The following is a 14,568-nucleotide window of genomic DNA, read 5'->3' as shown; positions in this document are numbered from 1 at the left end:
ACGCATGCGTTTCGCAAAGCGAGGGGCGACGCGGCGCGCACCGCTTGCGCTCGCGGCGCTGGCACGGTTCTCGCACGCGGGTTTCGCGACAACCCGGCGCCGCGCGGTGCATCGCGCGGCCCGGCGGAAAACTAGTGCGGAGACAACGGAATGATCAGGAGACCAAAGGGCGCCGTGCGCGCCGGCGCGATGCGGCGCGGCCGGCGTGCGCGATGCATCGGCACGACCGTCGGCGCGCTGGCGCTGTTCGGCCTGTCGCCCGGCAGCGTGCGCGCGCAGCAGCAGGCCGACGGCAGCGCGATCGCGCCGCCCGAGCCGGCCATCGTGCTGCCCGCGGTGGTCGTCGTCGGCACGACGCCGCTGCTCGGGATCGGCACGCCGTTGTCGGAGGTGCCGGCGAACGTGCAGACGGTGCGTGCGGCGGAACTCGACGCGCAGCACCGCGCGACGCTCGCCGATTTCTTCGCGGCGAACCTGCAGAGCGTGACGATCTCGGATGCGCAGGGCAACCCGTACCAGACGGACGTCAACTATCGCGGCTTCACCGCGTCGCCGCTGCTCGGCACGCCGCAGGGGCTGTCGGTGTTCGTCGACGGCGTGCGCGTGAACGAGCCGTTCGGCGACGTCGTGAACTGGGACATCCTGCCCACGCAGGCGATCGACCGCGTGCAGCTGATTCCGGGCTCCAACCCGGTGTACGGGCTCAACACGCTCGGCGGTGCGCTCGCGATCACGACGAAGAACGGCAGGTCGAGCCCGGGCGGCGAAGCGGAGGTGTCGGGCGGCTCATGGGGCCGCAAGACCGCCAGCGTCGAGCAGGGCGGGACGATCGGCTCGAATCTGGACTATTACGCGACTGCAAACGTCGCGAACGACGGTGGCTGGGCCGACCATAACGCGAGCCGCGTGCGGCAGGCGTTCGGCAAGCTGCGCTACACGGATGCGGACACGACGCTGTCGATCGCCGCAGGCGGCGCGGACAACACGCTGTCCGGCACCCAGACGATCCCGCGCTCGTTCCTCGACAACCGGAAGCAGGCATATACGTATCCGGACCGGAACCGCAACAGCGCGGGCTACCTGACGCTGTCGGGCGAGCGCTTTTTCGGCGAAGACGTCGAGCTGAGCGGCAATGCGTACTACCGGCACCTGCGCAACGTCAACACGAGCAGCAACAACAATACGGATTACGGATCGGTGGACGACGACGGCACGGTCGACACGATGCAGGGCAGCAACGCGCAATCGACGATCGTCACCGACAGCTATGGCGGCAGCGTGCAGCTCACGCTGCTCGGCAAGCTCGGCGGGATGGCGAACCGGCTGGTCGCGGGCGTCTCGGCCGATGTCGCGAACTCGAGCTACGTTGCCTCATCGCAGGACGCGTCTTTCACCGACGCGCGCGCGGCGATCGGCATCGGCGATTTCGTCCCGCAGACCAGCGCGAAGACGCGCAACGCGAATGTCGGCGTGTACTTGAGCGACGCGCTGTCGCTGACGCCGCACTGGACGCTGACGCTGTCGGGCCGCTACGACTGGTCGAAAGCGCAGATCGGCGACGAGAGCGGCGTGCAGCCGCTACTCGACGGCACCCATGTGTTCTCGCGCTTCAACCCGGCGGTCGGGCTCAACTGGAACCCGGTCGCGGGCTTCACCGCGTATGCGGCCTACAACGAAGGCATGCGTTCGCCGACCGCGATCGAACTCGCGTGCGCGGACCCGGCCGCGCCGTGTTCGTTGCCGAACGACTTCATCGCCGACCCGGCGCTCAAGCCGGTGATCTCGAAGACGTTCGAAGCCGGCGTGCGCGGCCGCATCGGCGCGGCGACGACCTGGAGCGCCGCGGCCTACCGCACGACGCTGACCGACGACATCCAGTTCATCAGCAGCCCGGCCAGCGCGCAGGGCTACTTCCGCAACGTCGGCGATACGCGGCGGCAGGGGATCGAGCTCGCCGGCCGCACGCGGTTCGGCCCGCTCGGTGTCGGGCTGTCGTACAGCCATGTCGATGCGACCTACCGATCGTCGTGGACCGAACACAGCCCCGCGAATTCGGCGGCCGACGCGAACGGCAACGTGACGGTCAAGCCGGGCGACCGCATCCCCGGCATTCCCGCGCATACGGTGAAACTGCGGCTCGACTATGCGGCGACGTCCGCGTGGGACATCGGCGCGAACGTCGTGTGGCGTAGCGGCGTGTACGCGCGCGGCGACGAGAACAACGGCGACGTGAACGGCCGGATCGCCGGCTACGTGCTGGTCGATCTCGACATGCGTTACCGGGTCACGAAGCGGTTCGAGGTGTTCGCGAGCGTGACGAACCTGTTCGACAAGCGCTACGCGAGCTTCGGCGCACTCGGCCAGAATTTCTTCAACGGGGCGAACCATACGTTCGACGGCGCCAATCCGGTGAACGAGCAGTTCGTCGGGCCGGGCGCGCCGCGCGGCGCGTGGGTCGGCATGCGCTATGCGTGGGATTGAGCGTGATGCGGCTGCGTGTGCGGTCCCGTCGCGACACGACCGGGCGCGGGCCGTCACGGGAACGGCACCATCGCGAACATCGCATTCACGGCGCGGGCGACGCTGCGCGCCAATGCGGGATCGCTTGCCAGATGCCCGGCCTTCACGCGTTCGATTGTCGCGTCGGGCACGGCGCGCGCGAGGCGCTCGACGTTGCCGACCGGGCAAACGGGATCGTCCATCCCGTGCGTGGCGAACAGCGGCACGTGGGCCAGTGCGGCCCGTCGCGCGAGCGCGAGTACGCGGCGCTCGCCGAGCCAGCAATCGTGTTGCAGGTAGTGCGCCTGGATCCGGTATTTGTCGATCAGCCGGCCGACGGTCTTCTGGGACCGAATCGGGCGCACGGGCGAGCGGCGTGTGCGTACTGATGCGAGGATCGCGTTTTCGTATGCGTGCCACGCGAGCGCGACTATGCGCTGCCGGGTTGTGCTCGCGCCGCGGCGCAGCCCCGCAGCGCAGCGCGACAGCAGGCGCTCCGGCCGGCCGCCGCCGGCCGCGGCATGCAGGCGCCGCCATTCGCGCGGCGCGCGCGTGCGGGACGTCACGAAGAGTCCACGGACTTCGCGTGGCGACGTCAGGAACAGGCCGCGCAGCACGACGCCCGTTACCTGTTCCGGATGCGTGCCCGCATACGCAAGCGCGAGCGCGGCGCCCCACGATCCGCCGACGACGCCCCAGCGTGCGATGCCGAGCTGTTCGCGCACCGCTTCGAGATCCGCGATCAGCCGCGCGGTGGTGTTGTGACGCGTGCCGCCGCGCGGTGTCGACGCGCCCGCGCCGCGCTGGTCGACGAGCACGACGCGCACGCGGGCAAGGTCGAACAGCCGCAGGATGCCGGCCTGGCTGCCGCTGCCGGGCCCGCCGTGCAGTACGACGACCGGATGGCCTTGCGCGGCGCCGGCCACGGCGAACGCGATCGATTGCGCGTCCCGGTGCAGGTGTCGGCGAACGGGCGTGGGCGGTGACGTCGATGCGTCGGGCAAGGCCCGCATGGCAGGCGACGGCGTGGATCGAATCGGGCGACGCGTCATGTCGATAGGGTTCGGGCGGAATCGGAAGGCAACCGTCACGCGGCCGGGCAGCGGCCGGACGGGTTCTGCGATAAAGCCAGAAACGCGCCAGCCGCGAGGATCCGGATTCGCACGGGTAGTCACGCGTCGGGAATTCGCGGTATCACGAAGGCCTGCCCGTCGCGCGACGCGACACGACACGCCCGGCCGCGCCCGGATGATTCATTACATCGTCCTTTCAATTTATCGCGCGGCGCCCGCGTGGCCCGATGCTTGCTTGCAATGACGGCAAAGAGTCCGGCAGTTGACCGGAAGGATCCCCCGGAGGAGACAATGCGCGATGACGTAGAGCAGGCGGCCGGGTCACGGGCCGCGCATCCCGCTGGCTGGCCCGCGCCGTCGATCCAGAAGGCCCACGAGCGCTCGGAGACGTTCGGCCTCCAGGTATCGGCACGACCCGACTACGACGTGCTGTCGAACGCGGCGCTGGTGCTCAAGCGCGAGCAGAGCCGGGTGCTGTGCGTGCACGCGATGCCGGTGATGGAGACGCTGCACGAGCAGATCGTCAACACGCAGAGCATGATCGTGCTGACCGATGCGGAAGGGCTGATCCTCCATTCGATCGGCGACGACGATTTCCTGCGCCGCGCGGAGAAGGTCGCGCTGCGCCCGGGCGCGAACTGGGCGGAGAGCCGGCAGGGCACCAACGCGATCGGCACGGCGCTGGCAGAGCTGTGCCCGATGGTCGTCCACGGCGACCAGCACTTCCTGGCCGCGAACCGCTTTCTGACCTGTTCGAGCGTGCCGATCCTCGATCCGTACGGCGACGCGATCGGCGTGCTCGACGTGACGGGCGACCACCGCAGCTATCACCAGCACACGATGGCGCTCGCGAAGATGTCGGTGCAGATGATCGAGAATCACCTGTTTACGACGACCTTTCAGGAAACGCTGCAGGTGTCGTTTCATGGCCGCCCCGAGTTCCTCGGCACGCTGATGGAGGGGATCGTCGCGTTCACCGCCGACGGGCGCTTCCTGTCGGCCAATCGCAGCGCGCAGTTCCAGCTCGGCATGCCGCTCTCGGCGCTGCGCGCGCACACGCTGTCGTCGCTGTTCGACGTCACCAGTGCGCAGCTGATCGACCGCATGCGCGCGAGCACCGACCGGCACCTGATGCTCAATCTCGGCAACGGCGCGGTGGTCTGCGCGCGCGTGCACTTCCGCCGCGCGACGCTCGCCGAAGGCAGCCGGCCGACGGACGTCCACGACGCGGGCGCGCCGGCCGCACGCGCGAACGCGGCGCCCGCGCCGGCGGCCGGCACGTCGGCCGGCCTGTCGCGGCTCAACTATCTCGACACCGGCGATGCGCAGGTCGCGTGCGTGATCGCGAAGGTGCGCAAGGTGATCGGCAAGGACATCCCGATCCTGATCACCGGCGAGACCGGCACCGGCAAGGAACTGCTCGCGCAGGCGATCCACAACGACTCGCCGCGGCGCGACGCGCCGTTCGTCGCGGTCAACTGCGCGTCGATTCCGGAGACGCTGATCGAGTCCGAGCTGTTCGGCTACGAGGAGGGCGCGTTTACCGGCGCGCGCCGCAAGGGGGCGATCGGCAAGCTGCTGCAGGCGAACGGCGGCACGCTGTTCCTCGACGAGATCGGCGACATGCCGTATCCGCTGCAGGTGCGGCTGCTGCGCGTGCTGCAGGAGCGCCTCGTGAACCCGCTCGGGTCGACGAAGACGATTGCCGTGGACATCGCGATCATCTGCGCGACGCACCGCGACTTGCGCGAGATGATCGCGCAGAACCGTTTCCGCGAGGATCTCTACTACCGGCTGAACGGCCTCGTGGTGCGCCTGCCGCCGTTGCGCGACCGCACGGATCTCGCGGTCGTCGTGCAGAAGATGCTGCAACGCGAGGCGTTCGCGGGGCCGGGCGGGCCGCCGCTGTCCGTCGCGCCGGACGTCATGGAGTTGTTCGTGCGCTGCACGTGGCCGGGTAACTTCCGCCAGCTCGGCAACCTGCTGCGCACGGCGGCGGCCATGGTCGACGACGATGGCGAAATCCGGCGCGAGCATCTGCCGGACGACTTCTTCGATGACCTGCGGCGCGGCGATGCCGTGCAGACCGGGCAGGCCGTGCCGGCCACGCCCGATTCGCCCGCCGCGGCGAGCACCGCGGCCGGGCCGGGCGCCGGGGACGCGTTGCCTTCCGTCGATGCGCGCCTGCAGGACGTCGCCGCGTCCGCGATCGCCGCCGCGCTGGCCCGTCACGGCGGCAACGTGTCCGCCGCGGCGCGCGCGCTCGGCGTCTCGCGCAACACGATCTACCGGAAGATGCCGGCCGCCGACGCGGGGCGCCAGCCGTCCGACGAAAGCTGACGCGCTCGTCGCGCTGCGCGCGACCTGTCACAGCCGGTGTGTCAAGTTGCAACACCGGTGTTCAACGATTCAACACCTGCGACCACGCGCGGACAGCGTTCCGCCGGGGTGGCGGAACGCATTCGCGCGAATCGTGTCGGCTATTCGTAAGGATTCCGCCGCGATGCCCGGATGATGGCCGTCTACCGCCGCCGGGCCGCCGAAAAGCGGCTTCGGCACGCTCCTTGCTGAATAGAAACCGACCGCTCGATTACCGCGGTCGTTCGATTCATCCAGCAACGCATCGACTCATCGACTCATCAATTCAGACAGGAGACACACCATGCAGTGGACGACACCGTCTTACACCGACCTGCGTTTCGGCTTCGAAATCACGATGTACATCGCCAACCGCTGATCGCCGTGCGTGCCGCCCGTTTCGCCGTGATCGGCGCGGGCGGCCTCGGGAGCTGACGCCATGAAGATCAAGATACTCGGCTCGGGAGCCGGCGGCGGGCTGCCGCAATGGAACTGCAATTGCGCGAACTGCCGCCGTGCGCGCAGCGGAAGCGGCCATGTGCTGCCGCGCACGCAGTCGTCGATCGCGGTCAGCGACGACGGCGTCGACTGGGTCCTCGTCAACGCGTCGCCCGACATCCTTTCCCAGTTGCGCGCGGATCCGGACCTGCAACCGGCGCGCGCGATTCGCGACAGCGGCATCGCCGCCGTCGTGCTGTGCGACGCGCAGATCGATCACGTGACGGGCCTGCTGATGCTGCGCGAGCGTTCGACGCCGCTGCCGCTCTACGCGAGCGCGCCGGTGCTCGACGACCTGTCGACCGGCTTGCCGCTCGTGCCGCTGCTCGGCCATTACTGCGGCGTGGCCGCGCACACGATCGTGCCCGGCGAGCCGTTCGCGGTGCCGGCCGCGAGCGGGATCCGTTTCACCGCGCTCGCCGTCGACAGCAAGCCGCCGCCTTATTCGCCGCGACGCGCGTCGGCCGCGCCCGGCGACAACATCGCGCTGTCGATCGAAGACGTCGCGAGCGGGCGGCGCGCGTTCTATGCGCCTGGGCTCGCGTCGGTCACCGACGAGGTACGTGCGGCCATGGACGGCGTCGATCTCGTGCTGGTGGACGGCACGTTCTGGACCGGCACCGAGATGATCGATCTCGGCCTGTCGGGCAAGCACGCGGCCGACATGGGACATCTCGCGCAGTGCGCGGAACCCGGGCGGCCCGGCATGATCGACTGGCTCGATACGCTGCCCGCGCGCACGCGCAAGGTGCTCACGCACATCAACAACACGAACCCGATTCTCGATCCGCATTCCGTCGAGCACGCGCACCTGCGCGCGCACGGCATCGACGTCGCGCACGACGGCATGCAATTCCAGGTCTGACGATGAACGCACCGATCCCCGCTACGGCGTTGCACGCGACGCCCTGGACCGCGACCGAATTCGAGGCGCGCCTGCGTGCGCTCGAATCGCGCTATCACATCCATCATCCGTTCAACCGGCGGCTCAACAGCGGCGCCTGTTCGCCCACGCAGATCCGCGGCTGGGTCGCGAACCGCTTCTATTACCAGATCTGCATCCCGCTCAAGGATGCGGCGATCCTGTCGAACTGCCCCGACCGCGAAACGCGGCGCCGCTGGATCCAGCGGCTGATCGACCACGACGGGCAGGGCGACAACGAAGGCGGCATCGAGGCGTGGGTGCGGCTCGGCGAGGCATGCGGTCTGACGCGTGACGAGCTGTGGTCGCTCGAACACGTGCTGCCCGGCGTGCGTTTCGCGGTGGACGCGTACGTGAACTTCGCGCGGCGCGCGCCGTGGCAGGAAGCGGTGTGCTCGTCGCTGACCGAGATGTTCGCGCCGCAGATCCATCTCGACCGGCTCGCGGGCTGGCCGTCGCATTACCCGTGGATCGAGCCGGCCGGGCTGCATTACTTTCGCAGCCGCGTGCCGCTCGCGCAGCGCGACGTCGAGCATGGGCTCGCGGTCACGCTGCAGCATTTCACGACACCGGACGCGCAGCAGCGCGCGCTCGGCATTCTGCAATTCAAGCTCGACATCCTGTGGTCGATGCTCGACGCCGTCGAAAAGGCCTACCCCCTATGAACGCGATCGAAGCCGCCAGCGGCGTGCCGCTGCGCCCCTGCCTCAGGGGCATGTACCGCCTGCAATGGGAGGCGGCCCAGGATGCGTACGTGCTGCTCTATCCGGAGGGCATGGTCAAGCTCAACCCGAGCGCCGGCGAGATTCTCGCGCGCTGCGACGGCACGCGCGAACTGGACGACATCATCGGCGAGCTCGAGCGCCTGTTCATGCAATCGGATCTCGCGACCGACGTCTACCGTTTCCTCGATCATGCGCGACTGCGCGGCTGGCTGGACTGACATGACACCCGACACGCCCCATCCGTCCGCGCCGCTGTGGCTGCTCGCGGAACTCACGTACCGCTGCCCGCTGCACTGCGCGTTCTGCTACAACCCGGTCGACTTCGCGACGCACGGCGCGGAACTCGACACCGACGCGTGGCGCACGGTCATCAGCGATGCGCGCGCGCTCGGCGCCGCGCAAATCGGCTTCTCGGGCGGCGAGCCGCTGCAGCGCGGCGACCTCGAGACGCTCGTCGCGCATGCGCGCGGGCTCGGCTTCTATACGAACCTGATCACGTCGGGCATCGGGCTGAACGTCGCGCGCATCGAGCGGCTCAAGGCCGCCGGGCTCGACCACATCCAGTTGTCGCTGCAGGATTCGACGCGCGAGCTGAACGATTTCCTGACCAGCACGCGCACGTTCGGACTGAAGCGCGATGTCGCACGGCTGATCAAGGCGCATGGCTACCCGATGGTGCTCAACTGCGTGCTGCATCGCTACAACCTGCCGCACGTGGGGCAGATCATCGAGATGGCGCTCGATCTCGGCGCGGATTACCTGGAACTCGCGAACACGCAGTACTACGGCTGGGCGATGCTCAATCGCGACCAGTTGATGCCGACCGTCGAGCAGGTGCGCGAGGCCGAGGACACGGTCAACCGCTATCGGAAGCTGATCGGCGAGCGCTGCAAGATCCTGTTCGTCGTGCCCGACTATTTCGAGCGCCGCCCGAAGGCGTGCATGAACGGCTGGGGCTCGGTGTTCCTCGGCGTCGCGCCGGACGGCACCGCGCTGCCGTGCCATGCCGCGCGGTCGCTGCCGGGGCTTGCGCTGCCGAACGTGCGCGATCGCTCGCTGAGGGACATCTGGTACGACAGCGATGCGTTCAACGCGTTTCGCGGCGACGACTGGATGCGCGAGCCGTGTCGTACGTGCGACGAGCGGCATGCGGATCACGGTGGCTGCCGGTGTCAGGCCTACCTGCTGGCCGGCGATCCGAAGGAAGCCGATCCGGTGTGTGCGAAGTCGGCTCATCACGGTCAGATCGAACAGGCAGTGCAGTTCGCGCGACGTCGCGCGCCGCGTGACGAGCAGCCGCTGGTTTTTCGCAGCAAGGAGAATTCGCTCGCGCAATGCAGCGCGGCGTGCGACGGCTGACGGCTGACGCGGCGCCGCCAGGACGACGGCAGGGGCGAACACGGCACCGCGCTCGTCGAACTGGAAACCGATGCGCGGGCCGAATCGTCGCCGCGCATGTCATGACTGGCACCGGCTATCCGCGCCTCGATGCCGCGGCGCGCGATGTGATGCTCGCGAGCCGCTGCGCTGCGCATGGAGAAAACGGCGCGCCTGCGCCGATGCGGGCGCGCGCGCCGATCCCGTTCAATCCCGATGAATGACCGGGCACGTTGGCGACATCACCCGTCGTCCGCCTTCGCCTGCAAACCCTTCAGCCCCTGAATCACGACCAGCAGCGCGCGCCCGTGCTCGTCCGACCCGTCCCACGCGTCGACGATCGCGTCGCGCAGCAGGTCGTTGTACCGGCGCCGCGACGGCTCGGTATCGACGCCATAGAAACTGCATAGCTTGTTGAATGGCGCGCTGCGGCGCAGCCGGCGCCCGTTCGACAGCCGAAGGCGCGACACGGTTGGCTGGCTGACCCCGGAAAGTCGCGCAATTTCGCTGGACGAGCGTGTGTCTGCCATCAAGCGGCGCAACAGGTCTTGAACGGGAAAATCTTGGTCCGGGGCTTCCATGCGATGCATTATACCTATACAGTTACGGCTGTTGAATGGGCTTGCTGTCAGCAGCGAGGCTGTATCCCCGAGAAAGTTGATGACACTGAAACACCTCCCACCCACGTTCTGCTGGACCAAGATCGGCGCCGAGTCCGGCGAGGAATTGCCGACCGTCGTGCTCCGCAAGGAATGGGAGCGCCGGCTCGGCGGCGGGCGTTTTCTGTGGGGCATCAACCAGCCGCTCGGCAGCAGCGCGCAAGTCGCCGCGCATCGCACGGGTTCGCTGCTCGCATTGTTTTCGCCGGTCGCGTCGCGTCCGCGCGCGGGCGAGCGCAAGGACGCGCTGCTGTGGAATGCGTGGGTCGACGCAAGCGGTCAGGTGCGGCCGTTGCCGCCGCACACGTTCATCGCCAGCCGCTCGACGTTGCCGTCGGGCCGGCGTCGCGAGCAGCATTACGCGCTCGTGTGCGCGTCGTCCACCGCGCTGACGGTCGGTACGCAGTTGCGCGTGTTTCCCGACCATCTGCGCAGCGTGAGCACGGGCAGGCCGCTGGGCGCCGCGCAGGGCGCGGCCGTGGTTGACTGCATCGGGCGTGCGAAGGAGCAGACGGGCAAGAGCTATCCGCTCGCGCTGTCGGTCGAGCTCGAGGCACCGTATTTCGTGCGGCTCGCGCAGCCATGCGTGCTGAAGGCGCGCGATCTCGCGGAAGTGAACAAGGCCACGCGCGCGGGCGATTTCGATCGCTTCGTCGAGCTGGTCGCGCGCTTGCGCGGCCGTTCGCCGACCGACGCCGTGCGCGGCGTCACGCGCGATCTGTTCGACGTGCCGCCGCTCGAAACGGCGGCCGCGTACGTGGCGCCCACGCATGTCGCGCGCCTGCGCAACCGGCCGGCGGCCGAGCATCCGCGCGATCTCACCGGCGATCTGTTCGACCTGTCGCCGGGCGAGGCGGCCGCGTTCGCCGGGCTCGCGCATCCGCGCATCGGGCGCGCGTGACGCCGGGCGCGACGCCGTTCGCGCAAGAATTTGTTGCAATCTCGCCGTAGCGGATCGACGAGCGCGGAGCGACAATCGGCACGAAGCGCGCGGTGCGGCGGCCGATGCGTCGACACGCGACGGGTCGTGGTTCACGTCGCCGACATGCGTACCACGCACACTGGGCGTCGGCGTGCTTCACACTGCAATCCTGACGGAGGAGTGTCGATGTCGACCCACATCTGTTCGCCGGAAGCCCGGGCCGCACAACGCTTCGTCGAAGCGACGCGCAACGTCGATCAGGCGTTTCGCGCGGTGCGCGGCGAAAGCGACGACGACGGCTCGTCGGCCGAATACGCACGCGCGATGTCGCGTCTCGATCGCGCGCTCGACGAGCTGGCGCGTGCGCAGGAATTCTTCGATCGCGTCGTCGGCGCGGACACCACGCACGGCAACTGACGGCTTCGTCGTTTCTCTTTTTCGTGCGTCAGCCCGCGCGCGTCATACCCGGTGCAGGCGGCGCGGCACGGTACGCATAGCCGCGATGCTGGAACGACGTCGCGAAGAACCGCATCTGGTAGCGGATCGCATTCGCCCAGTAGTCCCACGTATGGCCGCCCGGCCGCTCCGCATAGTCGTGCGGCACGCCGAGCGCGACGAGCCGTTCGTGCAGCGTGCGGTTCGAGTCGACGAATGCGTCGTCGCGGCCGCAATCGATCGTCAGGTCGAGATGGGCGCGCACGAATGCCCGCGCGTTTTCGACGATCACGTTTCGGTTCCAGAACGACGGATGGCGATCGGGATCGCCGAACACGTGTGCGATCCCCGGCTCGTCCGTGCAGCAGCGCGGATCGACCGCGCCGCTGATGCTGCCCACCGCGCCGAACGTGTCGGGCCGGTCGAGCGCGATGCGCAGGGCGCCGAAGCCGCCCATGCTGAGCCCGGTGATCGCGCGCGCGTGCTGGGCGGCGATCGTGCGGAAATGCAGGTCGACATAGGACACGACTTCATCGCCGACGAAGGTCTCGTAGCGGCTGCCCGAATCGAACGGGCTGTCGATGTACCAGCTTTCATGTCCGCCGTCGGGCATCACGAGGATCACGCGATAGCGGTCGGCCAGCGCGGCGATGTGCGTGTTCGACGTCCAGTCGGTATGGTCGCCGCCCGAGCCGTGCAGCAGATAGACGACGGGGTAGCGCTCGCCGTGGTTGTCGCGTGCGTAATCGTCGGGCAGCACGATGGTGGCCTTCAGCGTTTCGCTCATCGCGGCGCTTGGAATCGCGACGACCCGCGCATGAAAGGCGAACGCAGGGCTCGTGACGGCGAGCAGCAGTAGCAGCCAGAAAGTACGTGCCAGGTTCATCGATCCTTGCATGTGTCGTTCCAGTCCGGGGCGGGAGGCCGGGAAAACCCTGTTGCGACGACTTTAGCAATCGCGCCTTTCAACCATATTTCGGCGAACCCTACGGGTTGTCAGGCGGACGGTTTGCATAGGATGCGCGCCGTAGCCGAGCAGGTCGGGGCAAAGAGGCGGGCCGTGCCAGCCGTGCACGTCGAACGTGCCGATGAAACCGTGAATGGAGACGACGGGCGCGGGCGCGATCATGCGGCCGCCGCTGCAGGCAGGGGCGGCAATTCGAGTTCGGCGAGGAGTTCGTCGAGTTCGAGCACGTGCGTGCGGTCGTGATCGAGCAGTTCGCGCACGAGTTCGTCGAGCGACATGCGGCGGATGCCGTCGCGCAGCCCGCACCGTTGGAGTTGCGCTGGCTCCAGCGCGGCCGCGGTGGCGCACAGCGCGGCGCGGCCACTGCCGAATGCCGCGACGGCGAGATCGAGCGGCTGCGCGAGATAGTCGCGTTGCGCGGCGAGCGCGGTGCCGTCGACGGATTCGATCGCGGGAAGCTCGGCCGTGCGCACGGCGTCGATGCGCGCGGCGAACACCGCATCGAGATCGCGCAGGTGGCACGCATGTTCGACCAGCGAGAAGCCGGTGCCGGCCGGGCGGCGCGTCGCCAGCGCGGCCGGTACGTGCGCGGCGTAAGCGGCGAGCCGGGCCGGCATGCGCGCCAGCGCGGCGACGATGTCGGCGAACGGCAGCCGGTGCGGGGATGCGCTGAACACCGCGCCATAGCTGAACAGCGCACCGCCGAGCCGCCCGCGCGCCTGCACGACCTCGTGGCCGTGGCGGCGCATGACGTCGGCGACCATCGCGCCGCAGAATTGGCGGGCCGTCGTGTCGGCTTCGATTTCGGGGAATTTGTGCGCGATCTCGTCCTGGATCGCGCCGATCGCGGCGACGCCGACGCGCGACAGCGCCGCGAACTCGAGATAGCGCTCGGGCTGTTCGATCAGCGCTTCGAGCTGGGCGCCGAGCGCGGTCAAGCGGAAACGGTCGAAACGGGAATGCATGACGAAGCCCCGGTCAGTAACGTGACAAAACGATACGTTACTGACCGGGGGTTCGTCAACCGGCTCATTGGGGTACACGCGGACCGCTCCCGCGCCGCCCGCTTGCCCCGCTCAGCGCTTCTGCCGCGTGCCGATTTCCGCGAGGATGTGCGCTTCCTGCTCCTGAAGCTCGGGCGTAAACGCGTCGCCGAATTCCTCGAGTTCGTACAGCGGGCGGATCTCGATGTCCGAGTCGCCGGGCATCGGGTTCGGGCAGCGCTTCACCCATTCGACGGCTTCCTCCATCGATTTCACCTGCCACAGCCAGTAGCCGGCGACGAGCTCCTTCGTTTCGGAGAACGGGCCGTCGACGACCGTGCGGTTCTTGCCGGAAAAGTGCACGCGCTTGCCGCGGCTGCTCGGGTGCAACCCGTCGGCGGCGAGCAGGATGCCGGCTTTCACGAGTGCCTCGTTGAACTGGCCCATCGCGGCCAGCATGTCGGTGTCGGGCAGCCGACCGGATTCGGAATCGGCGGTGGCTTTGACGATGACCATGACGCGCATTGTCGTCTCTCCTTGAAAGGGAACAGGGCGCTTGCCGACGGTGCGACGGCAAAACGATCGGTTACGACAACACGACGCGCGACGGCGACGCGAATCGACATCGCGGGCGAGAAATTTTCACGCGCGATGGAGTCGGTGCGCCGCGCGGCCGCTGTCACGGAGCGCATCGGCAAAACTGGTATGCTGGTCCGCATCACGTGTACGCGGAGGGCGCCATGGCTGCTAAGGAAGTCTCGAAGAAGAAGTATCTGAAAATCCTGAACAAACGCCTGCGCGCGGAGCCGGCGGCCCCGGCCGGCGCGTCGTTCGTCTTTTTCCCGCTGGGCGCGAAGGCGAAGCACGCGACGGGCGTCGTGTCCGGCGACACGCGCAGCAAGCGCGAGTTGGCCGTGATGGCCGCGGTCCAGCGCAAGGCGGCCGAAGAGTTCGTCGTCGCCGACGCCTGACGGGCGCCGCTGTACGCGTGCCGGATGACCGCCGCCGCGGCTTACGCGGCGGCGGCCTCGCACTGGACGATCGCGCGGCGAGCACGCGCGGAATGTCATGCGCGATCGCCGCGCCGTGCATCGGCAGGATGAGGTCGAGATCGAGGAGCACCTGGATTCGGCTCGAAACGGCCTGAAAA

General features: G+C 68.5%; 15 protein-coding genes and 1 pseudogene. 10 read left to right on the top strand and 6 right to left on the bottom strand.

Annotated features, from left to right (window positions below; genetic code table 11):
• Window positions 1-150: 150 nt before the first annotated feature.
• A complete protein-coding gene (locus HWX76_RS22565) occupies window positions 151-2,481 on the top strand; it encodes a TonB-dependent receptor (RefSeq protein WP_176016357.1) in 2,331 nt (776 codons plus the stop codon).
• Between the two features lie 53 nt (window positions 2,482-2,534).
• Here the strand turns inward: HWX76_RS22565 and HWX76_RS22560 are convergent, their stop codons facing one another.
• Entirely contained in the window at window positions 2,535-3,512 is a 978-nt protein-coding gene (locus tag HWX76_RS22560) for an alpha/beta fold hydrolase (protein ID WP_244137997.1), read from the bottom strand.
• 351 nt (window positions 3,513-3,863) lie between these two features.
• Here HWX76_RS22560 and HWX76_RS22555 point away from each other — a divergent pair, with 351 nt between their 5' ends.
• The 6 genes from HWX76_RS22555 to pqqE all read left to right on the top strand — a co-directional run bounded on the left by HWX76_RS22555 (window position 3,864) and on the right by pqqE (window position 9,434).
• On the top strand, window positions 3,864-5,912 hold the full coding sequence (locus HWX76_RS22555) for a sigma-54-dependent Fis family transcriptional regulator (RefSeq protein WP_176016355.1): 2,049 nt from the start codon (window positions 3,864-3,866) through the stop codon (window positions 5,910-5,912).
• Window positions 5,913-6,234: 322 nt separating this feature from the next.
• Window positions 6,235-6,309, top strand: a complete 75-nt coding sequence (pqqA, locus tag HWX76_RS22550; protein WP_006485436.1) for a pyrroloquinoline quinone precursor peptide PqqA — start codon at window positions 6,235-6,237, stop codon at window positions 6,307-6,309.
• Window positions 6,310-6,369: 60 nt separating this feature from the next.
• Window positions 6,370-7,293, top strand: a complete 924-nt coding sequence (gene pqqB / locus HWX76_RS22545; protein WP_050012261.1) for a pyrroloquinoline quinone biosynthesis protein PqqB — start codon at window positions 6,370-6,372, stop codon at window positions 7,291-7,293.
• A 2-nt stretch (window positions 7,294-7,295) separates the two neighbouring features.
• Window positions 7,296-8,015 (top strand): pyrroloquinoline-quinone synthase PqqC, encoded by a 720-nt coding sequence (gene pqqC, locus HWX76_RS22540; RefSeq protein WP_050012262.1) that lies wholly within the window; start codon window positions 7,296-7,298, stop codon window positions 8,013-8,015.
• Window positions 8,012-8,293: a pyrroloquinoline quinone biosynthesis peptide chaperone PqqD gene (pqqD, locus tag HWX76_RS22535; protein WP_006480620.1), complete on the top strand. Its 282-nt coding sequence runs from the start codon at window positions 8,012-8,014 to the stop codon at window positions 8,291-8,293. The genes pqqC and pqqD overlap by 4 nt, the downstream gene beginning before the upstream one ends.
• Before the next feature lies 1 nt (window position 8,294).
• Complete coding sequence (gene pqqE / locus HWX76_RS22530) at window positions 8,295-9,434, top strand: pyrroloquinoline quinone biosynthesis protein PqqE (RefSeq protein WP_124638880.1); 1,140 nt, start codon at window positions 8,295-8,297, stop codon at window positions 9,432-9,434.
• A gap of 260 nt (window positions 9,435-9,694) precedes the next feature.
• Here pqqE and HWX76_RS22525 read toward each other — a convergent pair whose 3' ends face one another.
• Window positions 9,695-10,033 carry a helix-turn-helix transcriptional regulator gene (locus HWX76_RS22525; RefSeq protein ID WP_050012264.1) on the bottom strand — a complete coding sequence of 113 codons (339 nt, stop codon included), beginning with the start codon at window positions 10,031-10,033 and terminating at the stop codon, window positions 9,695-9,697.
• A 79-nt stretch (window positions 10,034-10,112) separates the two neighbouring features.
• On the opposite strand from HWX76_RS22525, the gene HWX76_RS22520 reads away from it, so the two are divergent.
• Both HWX76_RS22520 and HWX76_RS22515 read left to right on the top strand, forming a co-directional pair.
• Window positions 10,113-11,012, top strand: coding sequence for a hypothetical protein (locus tag HWX76_RS22520; RefSeq protein ID WP_050012265.1), 900 nt, complete (start codon window positions 10,113-10,115; stop codon window positions 11,010-11,012).
• 207 nt (window positions 11,013-11,219) lie between these two features.
• Complete coding sequence (locus HWX76_RS22515) at window positions 11,220-11,450, top strand: hypothetical protein (RefSeq protein WP_050012266.1); 231 nt, start codon at window positions 11,220-11,222, stop codon at window positions 11,448-11,450.
• 28 nt (window positions 11,451-11,478) lie between these two features.
• Here the strand turns inward: HWX76_RS22515 and HWX76_RS22510 are convergent, their stop codons facing one another.
• The 4 genes and pseudogenes from HWX76_RS22510 to HWX76_RS22500 all read right to left on the bottom strand — a co-directional run bounded on the left by HWX76_RS22510 (window position 11,479) and on the right by HWX76_RS22500 (window position 13,943).
• A complete protein-coding gene (locus HWX76_RS22510) occupies window positions 11,479-12,354 on the bottom strand; it encodes an alpha/beta hydrolase family protein (RefSeq protein ID WP_176016393.1) in 876 nt (291 codons plus the stop codon).
• A gap of 132 nt (window positions 12,355-12,486) precedes the next feature.
• A pseudogene (locus HWX76_RS36730) lies at window positions 12,487-12,597 on the bottom strand (alpha/beta hydrolase); the annotation flags it as partial.
• Window positions 12,594-13,400 (bottom strand): DinB family protein, encoded by an 807-nt coding sequence (locus HWX76_RS22505; RefSeq protein ID WP_089489646.1) that lies wholly within the window; start codon window positions 13,398-13,400, stop codon window positions 12,594-12,596. The gene HWX76_RS22505 and the pseudogene HWX76_RS36730, both read right to left, overlap by 4 nt.
• A gap of 111 nt (window positions 13,401-13,511) precedes the next feature.
• A complete protein-coding gene (locus HWX76_RS22500; protein ID WP_176016354.1) occupies window positions 13,512-13,943 on the bottom strand; it encodes a YciI family protein in 432 nt (143 codons plus the stop codon).
• Window positions 13,944-14,158: 215 nt separating this feature from the next.
• On the opposite strand from HWX76_RS22500, the gene HWX76_RS22495 reads away from it, so the two are divergent.
• Complete coding sequence (locus HWX76_RS22495) at window positions 14,159-14,389, top strand: hypothetical protein (RefSeq protein WP_050012270.1); 231 nt, start codon at window positions 14,159-14,161, stop codon at window positions 14,387-14,389.
• Window positions 14,390-14,568 lie beyond the last annotated feature (179 nt).

The organism is Burkholderia sp. BCC0398 (assembly GCF_902833245.1).
Classification (GTDB): Bacteria; Pseudomonadota; Gammaproteobacteria; order Burkholderiales; family Burkholderiaceae; genus Burkholderia; species Burkholderia sola.
This window is presented reverse-complemented; position numbering and strand designations above follow the sequence as displayed.

Coding starts and splice junctions, on each gene's coding strand:
- HWX76_RS22565 (WP_176016357.1), top strand. CDS start 151: ATGATCAGGAGACCAAAGGGCGCCGTGCGCGCCGGCGCGATGCGGCGC.
- HWX76_RS22560 (WP_244137997.1), bottom strand. CDS start 3,512: ATGCGGGCCTTGCCCGACGCATCGACGTCACCGCCCACGCCCGTTCGC.
- HWX76_RS22555 (WP_176016355.1), top strand. CDS start 3,864: ATGCGCGATGACGTAGAGCAGGCGGCCGGGTCACGGGCCGCGCATCCC.
- pqqB (WP_050012261.1), top strand. CDS start 6,370: ATGAAGATCAAGATACTCGGCTCGGGAGCCGGCGGCGGGCTGCCGCAA.
- pqqC (WP_050012262.1), top strand. CDS start 7,296: ATGAACGCACCGATCCCCGCTACGGCGTTGCACGCGACGCCCTGGACC.
- pqqD (WP_006480620.1), top strand. CDS start 8,012: ATGAACGCGATCGAAGCCGCCAGCGGCGTGCCGCTGCGCCCCTGCCTC.
- pqqE (WP_124638880.1), top strand. CDS start 8,295: ATGACACCCGACACGCCCCATCCGTCCGCGCCGCTGTGGCTGCTCGCG.
- HWX76_RS22525 (WP_050012264.1), bottom strand. CDS start 10,033: ATGGAAGCCCCGGACCAAGATTTTCCCGTTCAAGACCTGTTGCGCCGC.
- HWX76_RS22520 (WP_050012265.1), top strand. CDS start 10,113: ATGACACTGAAACACCTCCCACCCACGTTCTGCTGGACCAAGATCGGC.
- HWX76_RS22515 (WP_050012266.1), top strand. CDS start 11,220: ATGTCGACCCACATCTGTTCGCCGGAAGCCCGGGCCGCACAACGCTTC.
- HWX76_RS22510 (WP_176016393.1), bottom strand. CDS start 12,354: ATGAACCTGGCACGTACTTTCTGGCTGCTACTGCTGCTCGCCGTCACG.
- HWX76_RS22505 (WP_089489646.1), bottom strand. CDS start 13,400: ATGCATTCCCGTTTCGACCGTTTCCGCTTGACCGCGCTCGGCGCCCAG.
- HWX76_RS22500 (WP_176016354.1), bottom strand. CDS start 13,943: ATGCGCGTCATGGTCATCGTCAAAGCCACCGCCGATTCCGAATCCGGT.
- HWX76_RS22495 (WP_050012270.1), top strand. CDS start 14,159: ATGGCTGCTAAGGAAGTCTCGAAGAAGAAGTATCTGAAAATCCTGAAC.